The 16,397-nt window shown below is 66.2% G+C and carries 13 protein-coding genes; 9 read left to right on the top strand and 4 right to left on the bottom strand.

Annotation, left to right across the window (positions count from 1 at the left end):
* Window positions 1-74 precede the first annotated feature (74 nt).
* Genes lspA through dnaE form a run of 3 tightly spaced genes read left to right on the top strand, consistent with a single transcriptional unit; the run spans window position 75 to window position 5,159 of the window.
* Window positions 75-647 carry a signal peptidase II gene (gene lspA / locus QF047_RS12630; RefSeq protein WP_306632986.1) on the top strand — a complete coding sequence of 191 codons (573 nt, stop codon included), beginning with the start codon at window positions 75-77 and terminating at the stop codon, window positions 645-647.
* Window positions 640-1,566 (top strand): RluA family pseudouridine synthase, encoded by a 927-nt coding sequence (locus QF047_RS12625; protein ID WP_306632987.1) that lies wholly within the window; start codon window positions 640-642, stop codon window positions 1,564-1,566. Before lspA ends, QF047_RS12625 begins: the two co-directional genes overlap by 8 nt.
* Window positions 1,567-1,601: 35 nt before the next feature.
* The gene (dnaE, locus tag QF047_RS12620) at window positions 1,602-5,159 is read left to right on the top strand and encodes a DNA polymerase III subunit alpha (RefSeq protein ID WP_306632988.1); all 3,558 of its coding nucleotides are present in this window, start codon (window positions 1,602-1,604) and stop codon (window positions 5,157-5,159) included.
* Between the two features lie 110 nt (window positions 5,160-5,269).
* On the opposite strand, the gene QF047_RS12615 is transcribed toward dnaE, so the two are convergent.
* Window positions 5,270-5,770: a flavin reductase family protein gene (locus tag QF047_RS12615; protein ID WP_306632990.1), complete on the bottom strand. Its 501-nt coding sequence runs from the start codon at window positions 5,768-5,770 to the stop codon at window positions 5,270-5,272.
* 130 nt (window positions 5,771-5,900) lie between these two features.
* Between QF047_RS12615 and QF047_RS12610 the strand changes: the two genes are divergently transcribed.
* From QF047_RS12610 to nrdR, 3 genes are all read left to right on the top strand, one after another.
* Window positions 5,901-6,431, top strand: a complete 531-nt coding sequence (locus QF047_RS12610) for a hypothetical protein (RefSeq protein ID WP_307277500.1) — start codon at window positions 5,901-5,903, stop codon at window positions 6,429-6,431.
* 9 nt (window positions 6,432-6,440) lie between these two features.
* Window positions 6,441-7,838, top strand: coding sequence for a histidinol dehydrogenase (gene hisD, locus QF047_RS12605; protein WP_307277497.1), 1,398 nt, complete (start codon window positions 6,441-6,443; stop codon window positions 7,836-7,838).
* A 158-nt stretch (window positions 7,839-7,996) separates the two neighbouring features.
* Entirely contained in the window at window positions 7,997-8,503 is a 507-nt protein-coding gene (gene nrdR, locus QF047_RS12600) for a transcriptional regulator NrdR (RefSeq protein ID WP_306632995.1), read from the top strand.
* Window positions 8,504-8,624: 121 nt separating this feature from the next.
* Here nrdR and ppgK read toward each other — a convergent pair whose 3' ends face one another.
* Window positions 8,625-9,428 (bottom strand): polyphosphate--glucose phosphotransferase, encoded by an 804-nt coding sequence (gene ppgK / locus QF047_RS12595; protein WP_306632996.1) that lies wholly within the window; start codon window positions 9,426-9,428, stop codon window positions 8,625-8,627.
* Window positions 9,429-9,594: 166 nt separating this feature from the next.
* Window positions 9,595-10,473: a type I methionyl aminopeptidase gene (map, locus tag QF047_RS12590; RefSeq protein WP_306632998.1), complete on the bottom strand. Its 879-nt coding sequence runs from the start codon at window positions 10,471-10,473 to the stop codon at window positions 9,595-9,597.
* A gap of 121 nt (window positions 10,474-10,594) precedes the next feature.
* On the opposite strand from map, the gene QF047_RS12585 reads away from it, so the two are divergent.
* Window positions 10,595-10,762, top strand: a complete 168-nt coding sequence (locus QF047_RS12585; protein WP_142035603.1) for an SPOR domain-containing protein — start codon at window positions 10,595-10,597, stop codon at window positions 10,760-10,762.
* A gap of 40 nt (window positions 10,763-10,802) precedes the next feature.
* Here the strand turns inward: QF047_RS12585 and panB are convergent, their stop codons facing one another.
* The gene (gene panB / locus QF047_RS12580; protein ID WP_306632999.1) at window positions 10,803-11,699 is read right to left on the bottom strand and encodes a 3-methyl-2-oxobutanoate hydroxymethyltransferase; all 897 of its coding nucleotides are present in this window, start codon (window positions 11,697-11,699) and stop codon (window positions 10,803-10,805) included.
* 266 nt (window positions 11,700-11,965) lie between these two features.
* On the opposite strand from panB, the gene glnA reads away from it, so the two are divergent.
* Window positions 11,966-13,306: a type I glutamate--ammonia ligase gene (gene glnA, locus QF047_RS12575; RefSeq protein ID WP_091421917.1), complete on the top strand. Its 1,341-nt coding sequence runs from the start codon at window positions 11,966-11,968 to the stop codon at window positions 13,304-13,306.
* 9 nt (window positions 13,307-13,315) lie between these two features.
* Complete coding sequence (locus QF047_RS12570; protein ID WP_307277488.1) at window positions 13,316-16,327, top strand: bifunctional [glutamine synthetase] adenylyltransferase/[glutamine synthetase]-adenylyl-L-tyrosine phosphorylase; 3,012 nt, start codon at window positions 13,316-13,318, stop codon at window positions 16,325-16,327.
* Window positions 16,328-16,397 lie beyond the last annotated feature (70 nt).

Genomic DNA, 16,397 nt, shown 5'->3' with positions numbered 1-16,397 from the left:
CTGAAAGCCGGTGGCTGAGGATTCCTCGGCCACCGGCTTTTGGCATTGACACCGGTTTTACGAATGAAAGCACCATGACTGACGAACTTGCCGCCGACGCCGCACGCCCTGTCCCGCCCTCGCCGCGCCCCCGCCGCGCCGTGCTGCTGTCCCTCTTTGCCGGGTTCGCAGTCTTCGCCTACGTCCTCGACCAGCTGACCAAGGTCTGGGTCACATCCAGCATGGTGGAAGGGGAGCGGATCCCCGTACTGCCGCCTGTACTGCACTGGTACTTCATCCGGAACTCGGGAGCGGCGTTCTCCATCGGGGAAAACGTCACGTGGGTGTTCTCCATCATCATGGCCGCCGTGGCCGTCGCCATCCTGTTCCAGGTCCGGAAACTCGGCTCGCTCTGGTGGGCCCTGGCCCTGGGCCTGCTGCTGGGCGGTGCGCTGGGCAACCTGACGGACCGGCTCTTTAGGGAACCGTCCTTTGGCATGGGCCACGTGGTGGACTTCATCCAACTGCCCAACTTCGCGATCTTCAACATCGCCGACTCCGCCGTAGTGTCCGCCGTCGCGATCATCTGCATCCTGACGCTGCGGGGCATTTCCATGGACGGAACCCGGCTGACGGCGGCGCGCAAGGAAAAGCCCGGCGATGCTTGAGCGCCTCGTCGTCGCCGAACAGTTTGCCGGGTCCCGTGCCGATGCGGGCATCGCCGGGCTCCTGGGGATATCGCGTTCCCTGGCGGCAACCCTGATTGCCGAGGGCCATGTCCTCAGCAAAGGAAAAGCATTGGGCAAGTCGGCCAGGCTGGTGGCCGGAGATGTCCTCCAGGTGAGCCTGCCGGAACGGCGTGACCCCCTGGAAGTGGTGGAGGAAGTTGTGGAAGGCCTGAAGATCCTGTTGGACGATGACGATTTCGTCGTCGTCGATAAACCCGTGGGTGTGGCCGCGCACCCCTCCCCGGGATGGGTGGGGCCCACTGTTGTGGGCGGCCTCGCCGGGGCCGGCTACCGCATTTCCACCTCAGGTTCCCCCGAGCGCGCCGGCATTGTCCACCGGCTCGACGTCGGCACCTCAGGGGCGATGGTCGTGGCCAAGTCCGAACGCGCTTACACCGCCCTCAAACGCGCTTTCAAGGAGCGCACCGTGGACAAGGTCTACCACGCAGTGGTGCAGGGCCTGCCCGACCCCCTGGTGGGCACCATCGACGCACCCATCGGCCGGCACCCCGGCCATGACTGGCGGTTCGCCGTCATCGAGGACGGCCGGCCGTCCGTCACGCACTATGAAGTGGTGGAAGCCTTCGGCAAGGCAAGCCTGGTGGAAGTACACCTGGAGACTGGACGCACCCATCAGATCAGGGTGCATTTCTCCGCGCTGCGCCACCCCTGCGCCGGCGACCTCACCTATGGGGCCGATCCCCGGCTCGCCGCCACCCTGGGCCTGACCCGCCAGTGGCTGCACGCCCGTGAACTCGGCTTTGAGCACCCGGTCACGGGGGAGCCCGTGCGTGTTGTCAGCGACTACCCGCAGGACCTCGCGTTTGCCCTGGAAGTGCTGGAGTCAGGGCGGGCCTGACCGGCCCCCGCCGGGCCAGCGATTAGAATAGTCCGGTGACTTCCAGCAACGACTCGTTTGTCCATCTCCACAACCACACCGAGTATTCGATGCTGGACGGTGCTGCCAGGCTTGGCGAACTGTTCGACGAAACCGAGCGGCTGGGGATGCCCGCCCTGGCCACCACCGACCACGGCTATCTCTTCGGTGCCTTCGACTTCTGGAAGAAGGCCACCGACAAGGGAATCAAGCCGATCATCGGCGTCGAAGCCTATGTGACTCCCGGAACGGCCCGCGGCGATAAAAGCAGGGTCCGCTGGGGTGAGGAGCACCAGCGCAAGGACGACATCTCCGGTGGTGGTTCCTATACCCACATGACGCTGCTCAGCTACAACAACGCGGGCATGCGGAACCTTTTCCGGGCGTCCTCCATCGCATCATTGGACGCGGTGTTCGGCAAATGGCCGCGGCTGGACCGGGAGCTTCTGAACACCTACTCCGAGGGGCTCATCGCCACCACAGGCTGCCCGTCCGGGGAGATCCAGACCCGTCTGCGGCTGGGCCAGTACCGCGAGGCGCTGGAGGCCGCCTCCGAGTTCCGGGACATTTTCGGTGCCGAGAACTACTTCTGCGAACTGATGGACCACGGGCTGGACATCGAACGCCGCGTCACCGGAGACCTGATCCGGCTCGCCAAGGAGCTGAACCTTCCCCTCGTTGCCACCAACGACCTCCACTACACGCACGAGCACGACGCCAAGGCCCACGAAGCACTGCTCGCCATCCAGTCCGGCTCAACCCTCCTGGAGCCGACGTACGACAACGGCGGCTCCCGCTTCGCCTTCTCCGGCAGCGGCTACTACCTGAAGTCGCCCCAGGAGATGCGGGAGCTGTTCCGGGACCACCCCGACGCCTGCGACAACACGCTGCTGATCGCGGAGCGCTGCGAGGTCTCCTTCAACACCGGCGCCAACTACATGCCCCGGTTCCCCTGCCCTCCCGGGGAGGACGAGACGTCCTGGCTGGTCAAGGAAGTGGCCACGGGACTCGACTACCGCTACCCCGGCGGCGTCCCGGACGAGGTCCGGGCGCAGGCGGACTACGAGCTCGGTGTCATCACCTCCATGGGTTTCCCCGGCTACTTCCTGGTGGTGGCGGACTTCATCAACTGGGCCAAGAACAACGGCATCCGGGTCGGTCCCGGCCGTGGTTCGGGTGCCGGCTCCATGGTGGCCTACGCGATGCGCATCACCGACCTGGACCCGCTGCGGCACGGACTCATCTTCGAACGGTTCCTGAACCCGGACCGTGTTTCCATGCCCGACTTCGACGTGGACTTCGATGACCGGCGCCGCTCCGAAGTGATCGACTACGTGACCCGCAAGTACGGTGACGAGCGCGTAGCCATGATCGTCACCTATGGCACCATTAAGACCAAGCAGGCGCTGAAGGATTCTTCGCGTGTGCTTGGCTACCCGTTCAGCATGGGTGAAACGCTCACCAAGGCACTTCCCCCGGCCGTGATGGCCAAGGACATCCCGCTGGCGGACATCCAGAACCCGGAGGCCAAGCGTTACGGCGAGGCCGGCGACTTCCGCCAACTGATCAGTACCGATCCGGAAGCTGCCAAGGTCTTCGAAACCGCGCTGGGCATCGAGGGGCTGAAGCGCCAGTGGGGCGTGCACGCGGCCGGCGTGATTATGTCCTCGGATCCCATCATCGACGTCATCCCCATCATGCGCCGGATCCAGGACGGCCAGGTGATCACGCAATTCGATTACCCCACGTGTGAAGGCCTTGGCCTGATCAAGATGGACTTCCTGGGCCTGCGGAACCTGACGATCATTTCCGACGCCCTGGAAAACATTAAGATGAACCGCGGCGTGGACCTGGACCTTGAGGCCCTGGAACTCGACGACGCGCCGTCCTACGAACTGCTGGCCCGCGGCGACACCCTGGGCGTCTTCCAGCTCGACGGCGGCCCCATGCGGTCCCTGCTCAAACTGATGAAGCCGGACAACTTCGAAGACATCTCGGCTGTCCTGGCGCTGTACCGGCCAGGCCCCATGGGCGCCAACGCGCACACCGACTACGCGCTGCGGAAAAACGGGATCCAGGAAGTCATCCCCATCCACCCCGAACTCAAGGAACCGCTGGCGGAAATCCTCGGCGGAACCTACGGCCTGATTGTGTACCAGGAACAGGTTATGGCCGTGGCGCAGAAGCTGGCCGGCTACTCGCTGGGCCAGGCAGACATCCTCCGCCGCGCCATGGGCAAAAAGAAGAAATCCGAACTGGACAAGCAGTTCGCCGGCTTCTCCCAGGGCATGCAGGACAACGGCTACTCCATGGAGGCCGTAAAAACCCTGTGGGACATCCTGCTGCCCTTCTCCGACTACGCCTTCAACAAAGCCCACTCGGCTGCCTACGGCGTGATCTCCTACTGGACCGCCTATCTCAAGGCGCACTATGCCCCCGAGTACATGGCCGCGCTGCTCACCTCCGTGGGTGACGACAAGGACAAGTCCGCCATCTACCTGAACGAATGCCGGCGCATGGGCATCACCGTGCTCCCGCCGGACGTCAATGAGTCCGCCCTGAACTTCACTCCGGTGGGCAACGACATCCGCTTCGGCATGGGCGCGATCCGCAACGTCGGCGTCAACGTGGTGGAGGCCATGGTGGCCGCGCGCGAGAGCGAGGGCGCGTTTACGTCCTTCAAGGACTACCTGATGAAGGTCCCGGCCGTGGTCTGCAACAAGCGGACCATCGAGTCACTGATCAAGTCGGGCGCCTTCGACTCGCTGGGCCACCACCGCCGCGCCCTGGCGATGATCCACGAAGAAGCCATCGACTCGGTCATCACGCTCAAGCGGAACGAAGCGATCGGGCAGTTCGACCTCTTTGCCGGCTTCGAGGAAGCCGAATCGGAGTCGTCGCTGAGCATCGACATCCCCGACCTGCCGGAATGGGAGAAGAAGGACAAACTCTCCTTCGAGCGGGACATGCTGGGCCTGTACGTCTCGGACCACCCCCTGCAGGGCCTCGAAGGGGTGTTGAGCCAGCACGCGGAAATGAGCATCACATCCGTCCTCGGTGAAGACGGGCCGCAGGACGGTGCGATTATCACCATCGCCGGCATGATCACCTCGCTGAGCCGGCGCATTGCGAAGGCCAGCGGAAACGCCTACGCCCGGGCGGAGGTGGAGGATCTCGGCGGTTCGATGGAAGTCATGTTCTTCGGCCAGGTTTACGGACCTATCGCCTCGGTACTGGCCGAGGACCTGATCGTGGTGGTCAAGGGGCGCCTGCAGAAGCGCGACGACGGTGCGATCACCCTCAACTGCATGGAGCTTTCCGTTCCGGACCTGAGCGAAGGCCTGGGCGGCCCGCTGGTAATCACCATGCCCACGCACAAGGCCACCGAAGCCGTGGTCACGGAGCTTGGCGATGTGCTCCGCACGCACCGGGGCAACTCCGAGGTGCGCCTGCACCTGCAGGGTGACACCCGCACGGAAATCATGGGCCTGCCGGTCCACCTCCGCGTGAACCCGAGCCCCTCACTGTTTGGCGACCTGAAGGTCCTGCTGGGCCCGGCCTGCCTGGACGCCTGACAGGGGCTGGACGCCTGAAAAGGCTGGACGCCTGACGAGAGGTTGGACGCCTGAAAAGGCTGGACGACGGCGGGCGCCACGTGCCGCCGTCGTCCGGCGCTTGGGTGAAGCTAGATTTCGTAGTCCAGCGGCACAGGCTGGCCGTACGCGCCGCCGTGGTACAGGAGCGGCGAGCCTTCCCCGCCCACCTGGCCGTCAACCACCTGGACCACCACCACTGCGTTGTTCTCGAACGAGAGGCGCATCTGCACCTCGCCGATCAGCCAGCCGGCCACGTCCTTCAGCACCGGTACGCCGTGCGGCCCCACCTCCCAGTGGTCGCCCTCGAAGCGGTTGGTGCCGCGGGCAAAACGGTCGGCCAGCGCCTGGTTCTCGAGGCCGAGCATGTGGACCCCGATGTAGGTGGTGTTGGCCACGGCCGGCCAGGACCCGGAGCTGCGTGCCATGTTGAAAGTGAAGCGCGGCGGCTGCGCGGACAGGGATGCCACGGACGTGGCGGTAAACCCGAACGGGCGGTCCTGGTAGTTGACCGTGATGATGGCGACGCCGGCCGCATGGCGCCGGAACATTTCCTTGAACGTCCGTTCGAAGGGCGCCTCGTTTTCGGTCACGTCAAACTCCTGATAGTGGATGGCTGTGTGCTCTCCTTCAACTGTATGGGTCCTGCCGGGCCGGCGGGGAATCTCTTGAAGCCCCACGTCAGGGAGTTAAGCTGCCGGAACAACTGTTAAGGTTTGTTGCATGACAGATCCGACCGCACGCGCACGCCCGCGCCTGCCCTGGGCCATGTTCGTGCTGCCGGCGGCGGCCGGCGTGCCGGCAGGGATTCTCTGGTGGCTGCTGGCACCGGGAGGCCTCAACCTCATCACCCGGGACCCCGCACTCGGCGATGGCGCCCACCCGCAGGTCTGGCTGCCCAGGGACTTGACGCTGGCCGGGCTCCTGGTCTTCGCAGGGTGCCTGCTGGCGGTGTTCCTGACGGACAAAAAGCGCCAGGATCCGCAGTTAAGCCTCCTGATGGGCCTCGCCGGCGGGCTGTGCGGCGCACTCCTGGCGTGGCAGGCGGGCGTGTTGACCGCCCGGCTGTTTGGGCCGGCCGTCGATGCCACCGCCAATGCGAGTATCGCTTTTTCGTTGCGGGCTTTGCCGGTGCTGCTGCTGTGGCCAGCCGCCACCGCGGTGTCCGTTTTTGTGCTGGAGCTGATGCACCTCCTGGGCAAGAAGGACGACGGCGGCCCGGAGGGGCGCGGCACGCTGCGGCTGGGCCCGTAAAATAGTGCGGTGACCATTTCTTCGGAGTTTCCCGCCACCCCTGCCGCTGCCGCCGTGAGCTTCCGCACCGTTGACCTCCGGGGCCGGAACCTGACCCTCGCGGGGCTCCGGGCCGCCGTGCCCCGCGCCCAGGGACAGACTGTGGCCGACGCTGAAGAAAAGGTCCTCGACATCATTTCGGCTGTCCGGCAGCGGGGCTTCGATGCCCTGGCCGAGCTGGCCCTGCGCTTTGACGGCGCCGAACAGGACCACCCGCTGGTCCCGCAGGAGGCCCTCGCGGATGCCCTGGGGCAGCTGGACCCGGCCGTTCGGCGGGCGCTGGAAGAATCCATCAGCCGGGCACGCCGTTTTGCGGACGGCCAGCGTCCCCGCAACATTGACGTACAACTCGGCGACGGAGCCCTGGTCAGCCAGAAGTGGGTGCCGGTGGCCAGGGTGGGTCTCTACGTTCCCGGCGGCCTGGCCGTCTACCCCTCGTCCGTGATCATGAACGTGGTGCCGGCCCTGGCCGCCGGGGTGCAGTCCATCGCCCTGGCCTCACCTCCGCAGAAGGAGTTCGGCGGGCTTCCGCACCCCACCATCCTTGCCGCCGCAGCTCTGCTCGGCATTACCGAGGTGTACGCCATTGGCGGAGCGCAGGCGATAGCCGCGTTCGCCTACGGGGTGTCCGCAACGGAAGCCGGTCCTGCGCTGGAGCCCGTGGACGTGGTCACCGGACCGGGCAACATCTTCGTGGCCACCGCCAAACGCCTGGTGAAGGGCGTGGTGGGAATCGACTCCGAGGCAGGGACCACGGAGATCGCCATCCTAGCCGACTCCTCCGCCCAGCCTGCGCTGGTGGCGGCCGACCTCATCAGCCAGGCCGAGCATGATCCCAAGGCAGCATCGGTGCTGATTACCGACTCGGAGGCCCTTGCCGGAGCCGTACGCGCTGAGCTGGAGCTTCAAGCGGCGGCCACCAAGCACTCGGCCCGGGTCCGCGAAGCCCTCTCCGGCCCCCAGTCAGGGGTTGTCCTTGTGGAGGATTTGGACCAGGGCATCGCAGCCTGCGACGCGTACGCTGCTGAGCACCTGGAGATCATGACCCGGGATGCAGCCGCCGTGGCCGCGAGGATCCGAAACGCCGGGGCCATTTTTGTTGGCGACTACAGTCCGGTGAGCTTGGGGGACTACTGCGCGGGGTCCAACCACGTGCTGCCCACCAGCGGTACAGCAGCCTTTTCTTCCGGACTGAACGTCACCACCTTCCTGCGCGCAATCCAGGTGGTGAACTACAGCCGTGAGGCGCTGGCGGAGGTCAGCCGGCACATCGTGAGCCTGTCCGGCGCGGAAGACCTGCCCGCGCACGGGGAAGCTGTCACGGCCCGCTTCGCCGGCCAGCCTGTCGGCGGGCCTGACGATATCTAGTACTGCCCACCACAAGATGTAGTAGTTACACGCTTGTTATTAGCGTATGCCGGGACATAGAATTGAAGGCGCAGCAGGGCCTCTGTGGGCCCCGGGACCTGCCACTTCATACTGCACGCTGCAACCTGACACTGTCACGGAGCCAAAGAAGGGACGCCATGTACTGTCCGTTCTGCCGCAACCCCGATTCCCGGGTCGTGGACAGCCGCATGGCGGACGATGGCTCGGCCATTCGCCGCCGCCGCCAGTGCCCTGAGTGCGGGCGCAGGTTCACCACTGTGGAAACCACCAGCCTGTCGGTGATCAAGCGGTCCGGCGTGGGGGAACCCTTCAGCCGCAGCAAGGTGATCAACGGCGTCCGCAAGGCCTGCCAGGGGCGGCCGGTCAGCGAAGACGATCTCGCCCTGCTGGCCCAGGAAGTCGAAGAGCAGATCCGCTCCTCCGGTGCGGCCGAAATCGACGCTCACGAGGTGGGCCTGGTGATCCTCGGGCCGCTGCAGAAGCTGGACAAAGTGGCCTATCTCCGGTTCGCCAGCGTGTACCAGGCCTTTGAATCCCTTGAAGACTTTGAAACGGCCATTGCCCTGCTCCGCCAGGAAGCCGAAGACGACGCCAAGGGCATCACCGCCAAGGGCACCAAAACCTCGGAAAAAAGCCCTCTGTAGGGCGCACCCTGATCTCCGGTGGTGGCAGCGGAGGGGAAGCCGCAGCCACCACCGGCACACACTGCATGCAAAGAATGCCCCTTCCGAACGGAAGGGGCATTCTGCTTCTACTGGACGTCCTCTATTTGGCGAGCTTGTGCTTCAGGGCGATCTCGATGGCGGCGCCCACGATGCCGGCCTCGTTGCGAAGAACCGCCGGGACGATTGGCGTGCGGAGCTTGAGGTTGGGCAGATATTCGTCGGCCCGCTTGGAGATGCCGCCGCCCACGATGAACAGTTCGGGGGAGAACAGGAACTCGACGTGGGAGAAGTAGCGCTGCAGCAGGACGCTGTATTCGTCCCAGGACAGGCCGTCGCGTTCTCGGGCCACAGCGGAGGCCTTGGTCTCGGCGTCGTGGCCGTCGATCTCCAGGTGGCCCAGTTCGGCGTTCGGCACCAGCTTGCCGTCGAAGATGAAGGCCGAGCCGATGCCGGTGCCCAGCGTGATCACCAGGACCGTGCCCGCCACCCCTGCGCCCGCGCCGTACCGTGCTTCGGCGAGCCCGGCGGCGTCGGCGTCGTTGATGACCTCTACCGGCCGGCCCAGGCGCGCGGTCAGGAGGGCATCGATGTCCGTGTTAAGCCAGCTTTTGTCAACGTTGGCGGCGGAGTGCACCACGCCGTGCTGGATGATGCCCGGGAAGGTCACACCCACGGGGGAGCCCGCGGCGGGTGCTTCCGGACGGGCGGAGAGCTCGGAAACCACCAGCGCCACGGCCTCGGCCACTGCCTCGGGGGTGGCGGGCTGCGGCGTGGGTACGCGGAACCGGTCGCCGAGGAGCTTGCCCTTCTTCAGGTCGACAATGCCGCCCTTGATTCCCGTGCCTCCGATATCGATGCCGATCAGCGGGGCTTTTTTGTGCGACTTCTCGTCCTTGTTGGCCAATGGGTTTCCGTTCGTGGCAGGGGCGGGCAGGGAAGGGGCGGCGGGCAGCCGGCCCGGTTGTTGCTAAGTCAGCGGTGGCTGCTGATCCAGCAGCGGGTGGTTGGGTCTGTCAGCGGCAGACGCAGCGGCAGCAAAGCAAGGGCCGGCCGCCGGGTGGTGCAGCCGGTCAGGGCAGGGTGAGGATTTCTGCGCCTGTATCCGTGACCAGCAGGGTGTGCTCAAACTGCGCGGTGCGCTTGCGGTCCCGGGTCACAACGGTCCAGTCATCGGCCCACATCTCCCACTCCACTGTTCCCAGGGTGAGCATCGGTTCAATGGTGAACACCATGCCGGCCTCAATCACGGTGTTGTAGGCGGGGGCGGCATCGTAGTGCGGGATGATTAGCCCGGTGTGGAACGCTTCGCCAACGCCGTGCCCGGTGAAGTCCCGGACCACGCCGTAGCCGAACCGCTTGGCGTAGGACTGGATGGCGCGGCCGATCACGTTGATTTCGCGGCCGGGCGCAACGGCCTTGATGGCCCGGTTCAGGGATTCCTGCGTCCGTTCCACCAGGAGTCGTGATTCCTCGTCAACATCGCCCACGGTGAAGGTGTAGTTGGTGTCGCCGTGGACGCCACCGATGTAGGCCGTGATGTCGATATTGATGATGTCGCCGTCCTGGACCACCGTTGTATCCGGGATCCCGTGGCAAATGACCTCGTTCAACGACGAGCACAAGGACTTGGGGAACCCCCGGTACCCCAGCGTGGAGGGGTAGGCGTGGTGGTCAAGGAGGAATTCGTGGCCCACCTTGTCCAGCTGGTCCGTGGTGACGCCGGGCTCGATGTGTTTGCCCACCTCGACGATGGCCTGCGCGGCGATCCTGGCGGCAACGCGGATCTTCTCGATCGTTTCGGCGGATTTGACCTCCGAGCCGGTGAACTTGGCAGGTGCCGGCTTGCCGACATACTCCGGACGGGGGATGGACGCCGGTACTGGACGCTGCGGACCAACGGTTCCCTGGGTGAGGGTGCCGATGGGTGCAGTGGAGGCAAGGGAAGGCATAGATTGATCATATAAGGCACCACAGAAGGCCTAACAACCGGGAGCCGCGTCTGTGCCGCGTAAGAGTTTAAGTTACGCGCGTCACGCCGCAGCTTCCCGGCCGGCGGAACGGGGAACAGCGATGACTGAGTACTGGTACAACATCAAGACCCACGAGGTTGAGGAGGACCGGCTGTCGGACTGGAGCCAGCTGATCGGCCCGTACAAGACCAGGAAAGAGGCTGAGCACGCCCTGGAAAAGGTCCGCGCGCGCAATGAGGCGTGGGAAAAGCAGGACGACGACGACTGACGGCCGGGTGCCGGCCGGCTTCTCTCGGCCGGCTGGTTGTTCAGAAAGTGTGCTCCGGGCCCGGGAACTGGCCTGACCGGACATCCTCACCGTAGGCTGCGGCGGCGTCAAGAAGCGTGGTGCGAAGGTCCGCGTACTGTTTGACGAACTTGGCCATCCTGCCGCCGCGCAGGCCCGCCATGTCCTGCCACACGAGGACCTGGCCGGTGGTTTCCTTGCCGGCGCCGATGCCGACGGTGGGAACGCTGACGGCCGCGTCCACCGCGGCCGCTGTCTCCGCGGGGACCATTTCCATCAGCACGCTGAAGGCGCCCGCCTCAGCCAGTGCGACGGCGTCGTCAATCAACCTTTGGGCATCGTCGCCGCGGCCCTGGACGCGGTACCCGCCCAGCGCGTGCTCGCTCTGCGGGGTGAAACCGATGTGGGCCATCACGGGGATTCCGGCCTGAACCATTGCCCGGACAGTGGGAGCGTAGTACTTCCCGCCCTCGATCTTGACCGCGTGTGCCAGGCCCTCCTTCAGGAACCTCACACCGGCGGCCACCGCCTGCTCAGGCGAGACCTCGTAGCTGCCGAACGGCAGGTCGGCCACCACAAGTGCGCGCTTGGCGGAACGTGCCACAGCCCGGCACAGCGGAAGCAGTTCGTCCACGGTGACCGGAAGGCTGGTTTCGTTGCCGTAGACATTGTTGGAGGCCGAGTCTCCCACCAGGAGCACCTCGATGCCGGCGGCGTCGAAGATTTCTGCGGTGTACTGCTCGTAGGCAGTCAGCATCGCGAACTTGGTGCCGTCATCCTTGGCCTGCTGGAGGTGGTGGACGCGGACCTTTGCGGGCTTTCGGCCGGAGCCGGCCGGGGCGCCCTGCCCGGGCCCGTTGCCGTACGGGGCGGGAACGTCGGCGGGCACGCTTGAGTCGGAGCTGTTGCTTGTGGCCATGGCATGAGCGTAGTGCCGTATCCACAGTCCTAGCCAGCGGCGGCGACTTCCTTCCGGGTGATTCGCGTCATATGAACGGGGGCGGGGCGGCACGGACCCGGCGCTGCGGCTGGTGCCCTTCACCGCCCCGGAGTGTTAATGCTGTGTTACACGGCCTGCGGGCTCCAACATCGCCGCCAATTGCTTAGTACAGTGTTGGTGAACTGCTTTCCGGCTTCCTCCTCTACGGACCGGGGCATGGACGTTGACCGACAGAAGAGGCCATCATGGACCGCCAGCAAGAGTTTGTCCTGCGCACAATCGAAGAGCGCGACGTACGTTTCGTGCGCCTGTGGTTCACCGACGTCGTGGGTTCACTCAAGTCCGTGGCCCTGGCGCCCGCCGAAGTTGAGGGCGCCTTCGAGGAAGGCCTGGGCTTCGATGGTTCAGCCATTGAGGGCCTCGCCCGCGTCTTTGAATCCGACATGCTGGCGCAGCCGGACCCGTCCACCTTCCAGATCCTGCCGTGGCGCGGCGAAACCGAGCAGACCTCCCGCATGTTCTGCGACATTCTCACGCCGGACGGGGAGCCCTCGGCCGCAGATCCGCGCAACGTCCTCAAGCGCACCCTCGCCAAAGCCGCGGATATGGGCTTCACCTGCTACACCCACCCGGAGATCGAGTTTTACCTCCTCAAGTCCCAGGAACCGGGCCCGGACGGCGCTCCGGTCCCCGTGGACGAGGGCGGCTATTTTGACCACGTGCCCGGCGGCGTAGCGCAGGATTTCCGCCGGACCGCTGTGACCATGCTGGAATCGGTGGGAATCTCGGTGGAGTTCAGCCACCACGAGGCCGGGCCCGGCCAGAACGAGATTGACCTCCGGTACGCCGATGCGCTGCAGACAGCGGACAACATCATGACGTTCCGTACTGTCATCAAGGAAGTGGCGCTCCAGCAGGGGACTTACGCCACGTTCATGCCCAAGCCGTTCACCGCACACCCCGGCTCCGGCATGCACACCCACTTCTCCCTCTTTGAAGGGGACACCAACGCCTTCTACGAAGCCGGCGCCGAGTTCCAGCTGTCCAAGACTGCCCGCCAGTTCATTGCCGGCATCCTCAAGCACGCGCCCGAGTTCACGGCCGTCACCAACCAGTTCGTGAACTCCTACAAGCGACTCTGGGGCGGCGGCGAGGCTCCGAGCTACCTGAGCTGGGGGCACAACAACCGCTCCGCGCTGGTCCGCGTCCCGCTGTACAAGCCGGGCAAGGGCCAGTCCGCCCGGATTGAGTACCGCGGCATCGATTCGGCCGCCAACCCGTACCTCGCCTACGCTGTCCTGCTGGGCGCCGGGCTCAAGGGCATCGAAGAGGGCTACGACCTGCCTGCGGCGGCCGAGGACGACGTCTGGTCGCTGAGTTCGGCCGAGCGCCGTGCCATGGGCCACGATCCCCTCCCCGCGAGCCTGCATGACGCCATCCGCTCCATGGAGGATTCCGAACTGATGCCGCAGATCCTGGGCGAGCAGGTCTTCGAACACTTCCTGCGCAACAAGCGCGCCGAGTGGCAGGACTACCGCCTTCAGGTAACGCCCTACGAGCTGCAGCGCAACCTGGGCATTCTCTAGGGAGTGGTGGTGAGCCTCGCACGGCGCCTGATTTCCGCCGGTTTCAGCGATCTCGAAAAGGGCGCGCGGTTCCTCGCTGCCCGCGAGCTCGAGGGACTGGACGAAGACAGGCTCTTTGCGGGGCTCCAAATGGCGGCCAGCCCGGACACTGCCCTGCAGTCCCTGGTCCGCCTGATCGAAAAGCATCCGGCCCTGCGGGAGCTGGCGGAAGCCGACCCCGAGACCAGCGAACCGCTCTACCGTGTCCTGGGAGCATCGGAGGCGCTGGGGGAGTTCCTTATCCGCCACCCCGAACACCTGTCCGCCTTTGAGGTGCGGCCCAGCCCGGAGCCAATGCCGGCAGATCCGCGGGAGCTGCGCGCTTCACTGCTGCAGTCTGTCGGCGCCGATCCGCGCGCCGCCCGGCCCGTCGCCGCAGCCACCGGGACGGACGCCTACGCAGCCCTGCGGACGGCTTACCGCAGGGGAATCGTGGACCTGGCGGTCAAGGACCTGTGCGCTGCCGACCCCCTGGACTTTATGCCGGCCGTGGGCGGAGAGCTCGCCGACCTGGCGGGCGCCGCCATCGAGGCTGCCCTCGCCGTCTCGCGTGCCGAGGCAGCCAGCCAGTTCGGCGCCGGGGACGTCGCCGACGTCGGCCTGGCCGTTATTGGCATGGGCAAATGCGGAGCCCGCGAGCTGAACTACATTTCCGACGTCGATGTCATCTATGTGGTGGACCCTGGCGGCCTGGACGACGCGCGGGCCGCCACCATCGGCACCGCGCTGGCCAGCGGAATCTCCCGGGCCATCTCATCGGTAGCCCGGGAACCCGGGCTCTGGGAGGTGGACGCGAACCTCCGGCCTGAGGGCAAGTCCGGGCCGCTGGTCCGCACCCTCGCCTCCCACCAGACGTACTACGCGCGCTGGGCGCAGAGCTGGGAGTTCCAGGCGCTGCTGAAGGCCCGTACCATCGCCGGTGACGCAGCCCTCGGCAGGCTGTACGAGGAAGCCATCACTCCGCTGATCTGGAGCTCGGCCAGCCGTGACGGGTTTGTTGAATCCGTCCAGGCCATGCGCCGGCGCGTCACCGAACACATTCCGCCCGCGGAGGAGCAGCGGCAGATCAAGCTGGGCCGCGGGGGACTGCGCGACGTCGAATTCACCGTCCAGCTGCTGCAGCTGGTGCACGGAAAATCCGACGAATCGCTCCGCCGGCGCGACACCACGTCGGCGATAGCCGCCTTGTCCGCCGGCGGCTACATCGGGCGGGCCGATGCGGCGGCTTTCGACAACGCCTACCGGTACCTGCGGCTCCTGGAGCACCGCATCCAGCTCTTCCAGCTGCGCAGGACCCACCTCATGCCCGTGGGTGAACCAGCGCTGCGGGCGCTGGCCAAGGGAGTGCTGGGCCCGTTTTCGAATGAACGCCCGCACGCGGACGCCCTGCTGGCCGCATGGCAGAAGACCAAGCGCGCAGTGCGTGAGCTGCATGAACGGATCTTTTACCGGCCCCTGCTCAACACGGCAGCCAAGCTCAGCACCGAGGACGCCAAGCTGACGCCCGAAGCCGCCCAGGGCCGGCTCGCCGCCCTCGGCTACCGGGATCCGCAAGGGGCCATGCGCCACATCGAGGCCCTCACCGCCGGTGTCAGCCGCAGGGCCGCGCTGCAGCGTCAGCTGCTGCCCATCCTGCTGGACTGGCTGGCCGAAGGGGTGGATCCCGACGCCGGACTCCTTGCCTTCCGCCGCGTCAGCGAAGCCCTGGGTACCACGCACTGGTACTTGGGCATGCTCCGGGACTCCAAAGCGGCGGCCGAACGCTTATGCCACGTGCTCTCCAACTCGCGGCTGATCGCGGACCTGCTGGAAGTCTCCCCGGAATCCGTAGCGTGGCTCGGCCATGACAAGGACCTGGTGCCGGCCAGCTTCGAGGGTCAGTGGCAGGAGATCACCTCCAAGATGTCCCGCCACGCGGATCCCGAAAGCGCCATGCGGCTGATCCGGCTGATCCGGCGGCGCGAGACGCTGCGGATCGCCATCGCCGACTCCGCGGGACTGCTGGACCAGGACAAGGTGGGGGCGGCATTGGCGGACACCGACCGGGCAGCCGTCCTGGGTGCGCTGCGCGTGGCCGAAGGAATCGTGTCGGCCAACGGCCCGTTGAAGACCGCTGTCCTGGTAGTTGCCATGGGCCGGCAGGGCGGCCGCGAGATCGGCTACGGATCCGACGCCGATGTGATCTACGTCCACCGCTCGCTCCCGGGATTCTCCGAGGGTGAAGCGCAGGAGCAGGCGTCGCGCATTGTTGCCAAGGTCTCCAGCCTCCTCACCCAGCCGCTGAAGCCGGCCATCATGGCCGAACGGGTCCTGCAGGTGGATGCGGACCTGCGGCCCGAGGGTAAAAACGGGGCGATGGTGCGCTCCCTGGATTCCTACGCTGAGTACTACCGGCGCTGGTCACTCGTCTGGGAGGCGCAGGCACTGCTGCGGGCCCGGCCCGTCGCCGGGGACGACACGCTGGCTGCGGACTTCGTGGAACTCATCGACCCCATCCGCTACCCGGAATCTGTGTCCGAGCAGGATGTGCGTGAAATCAGGCGGATCAAAGCCCGGGTGGAGTCCGAACGCCTGCCCCGTGGCGCGGATCCTGCCCGGCACCTCAAGCTGGGCCGCGGCGGCCTCAGCGATGTCGAGTGGCTGGTCCAGCTGCTGCAGCTCCAGCACGCGGGCAAACACCCGGAGCTGCGGACCACCTCCACAATCGGGGCGCTCGAGGCCGCGACCCAACTGGGCCTGCTCGTGCGGGACGACGCGGACCTCCTTGCTGCGGCCTGGCGGCTGGCCAGCCGGATCAGGTCTGCCAACGTCATCTGGAGCGGCAAGGCCTCAGACCTGCTCCCGTCCTCGCGGCGCGACCTGGAGGCCGTGGCACGCTGGTGCGGCTATGAACCGGGCCAGGCCGCGGCACTGGAAGAGGACTACCTGCGGGTCAGCCGCCGGGCCCGCGCGGTCTTTGAACGGATTTTCTACGGCCAGTAGCCGGTCGCATGTGTCCCGGCACGGCCGGGGGAGTGGTGCCATCAGTCAGTGCCCGGTGCTAGGTTGGGCC

Source organism: Arthrobacter sp. W4I7, from assembly GCF_030816215.1.
GTDB classification, from domain to species: Bacteria; Actinomycetota; Actinomycetes; order Actinomycetales; family Micrococcaceae; genus Arthrobacter; species Arthrobacter siccitolerans_A.
The sequence above is the reverse complement of the archived record's forward strand: the minus strand, read 5'-3'. Positions and strand labels throughout refer to the sequence as shown.

Excerpts from the sequence above, each read along its gene's own strand:
- lspA (WP_306632986.1), top strand. The coding sequence starts at position 75 with ATGACTGACGAACTTGCCGCCGACGCCGCACGCCCTGTCCCGCCCTCG.
- QF047_RS12625 (WP_306632987.1), top strand. The coding sequence starts at position 640 with ATGCTTGAGCGCCTCGTCGTCGCCGAACAGTTTGCCGGGTCCCGTGCC.
- QF047_RS12610 (WP_307277500.1), top strand. The coding sequence starts at position 5,901 with ATGACAGATCCGACCGCACGCGCACGCCCGCGCCTGCCCTGGGCCATG.
- nrdR (WP_306632995.1), top strand. The coding sequence starts at position 7,997 with ATGTACTGTCCGTTCTGCCGCAACCCCGATTCCCGGGTCGTGGACAGC.
- map (WP_306632998.1), bottom strand. The coding sequence starts at position 10,473 with ATGCCTTCCCTTGCCTCCACTGCACCCATCGGCACCCTCACCCAGGGA.
- QF047_RS12585 (WP_142035603.1), top strand. The coding sequence starts at position 10,595 with ATGACTGAGTACTGGTACAACATCAAGACCCACGAGGTTGAGGAGGAC.
- panB (WP_306632999.1), bottom strand. The coding sequence starts at position 11,699 with ATGGCCACAAGCAACAGCTCCGACTCAAGCGTGCCCGCCGACGTTCCC.
- glnA (WP_091421917.1), top strand. The coding sequence starts at position 11,966 with ATGGACCGCCAGCAAGAGTTTGTCCTGCGCACAATCGAAGAGCGCGAC.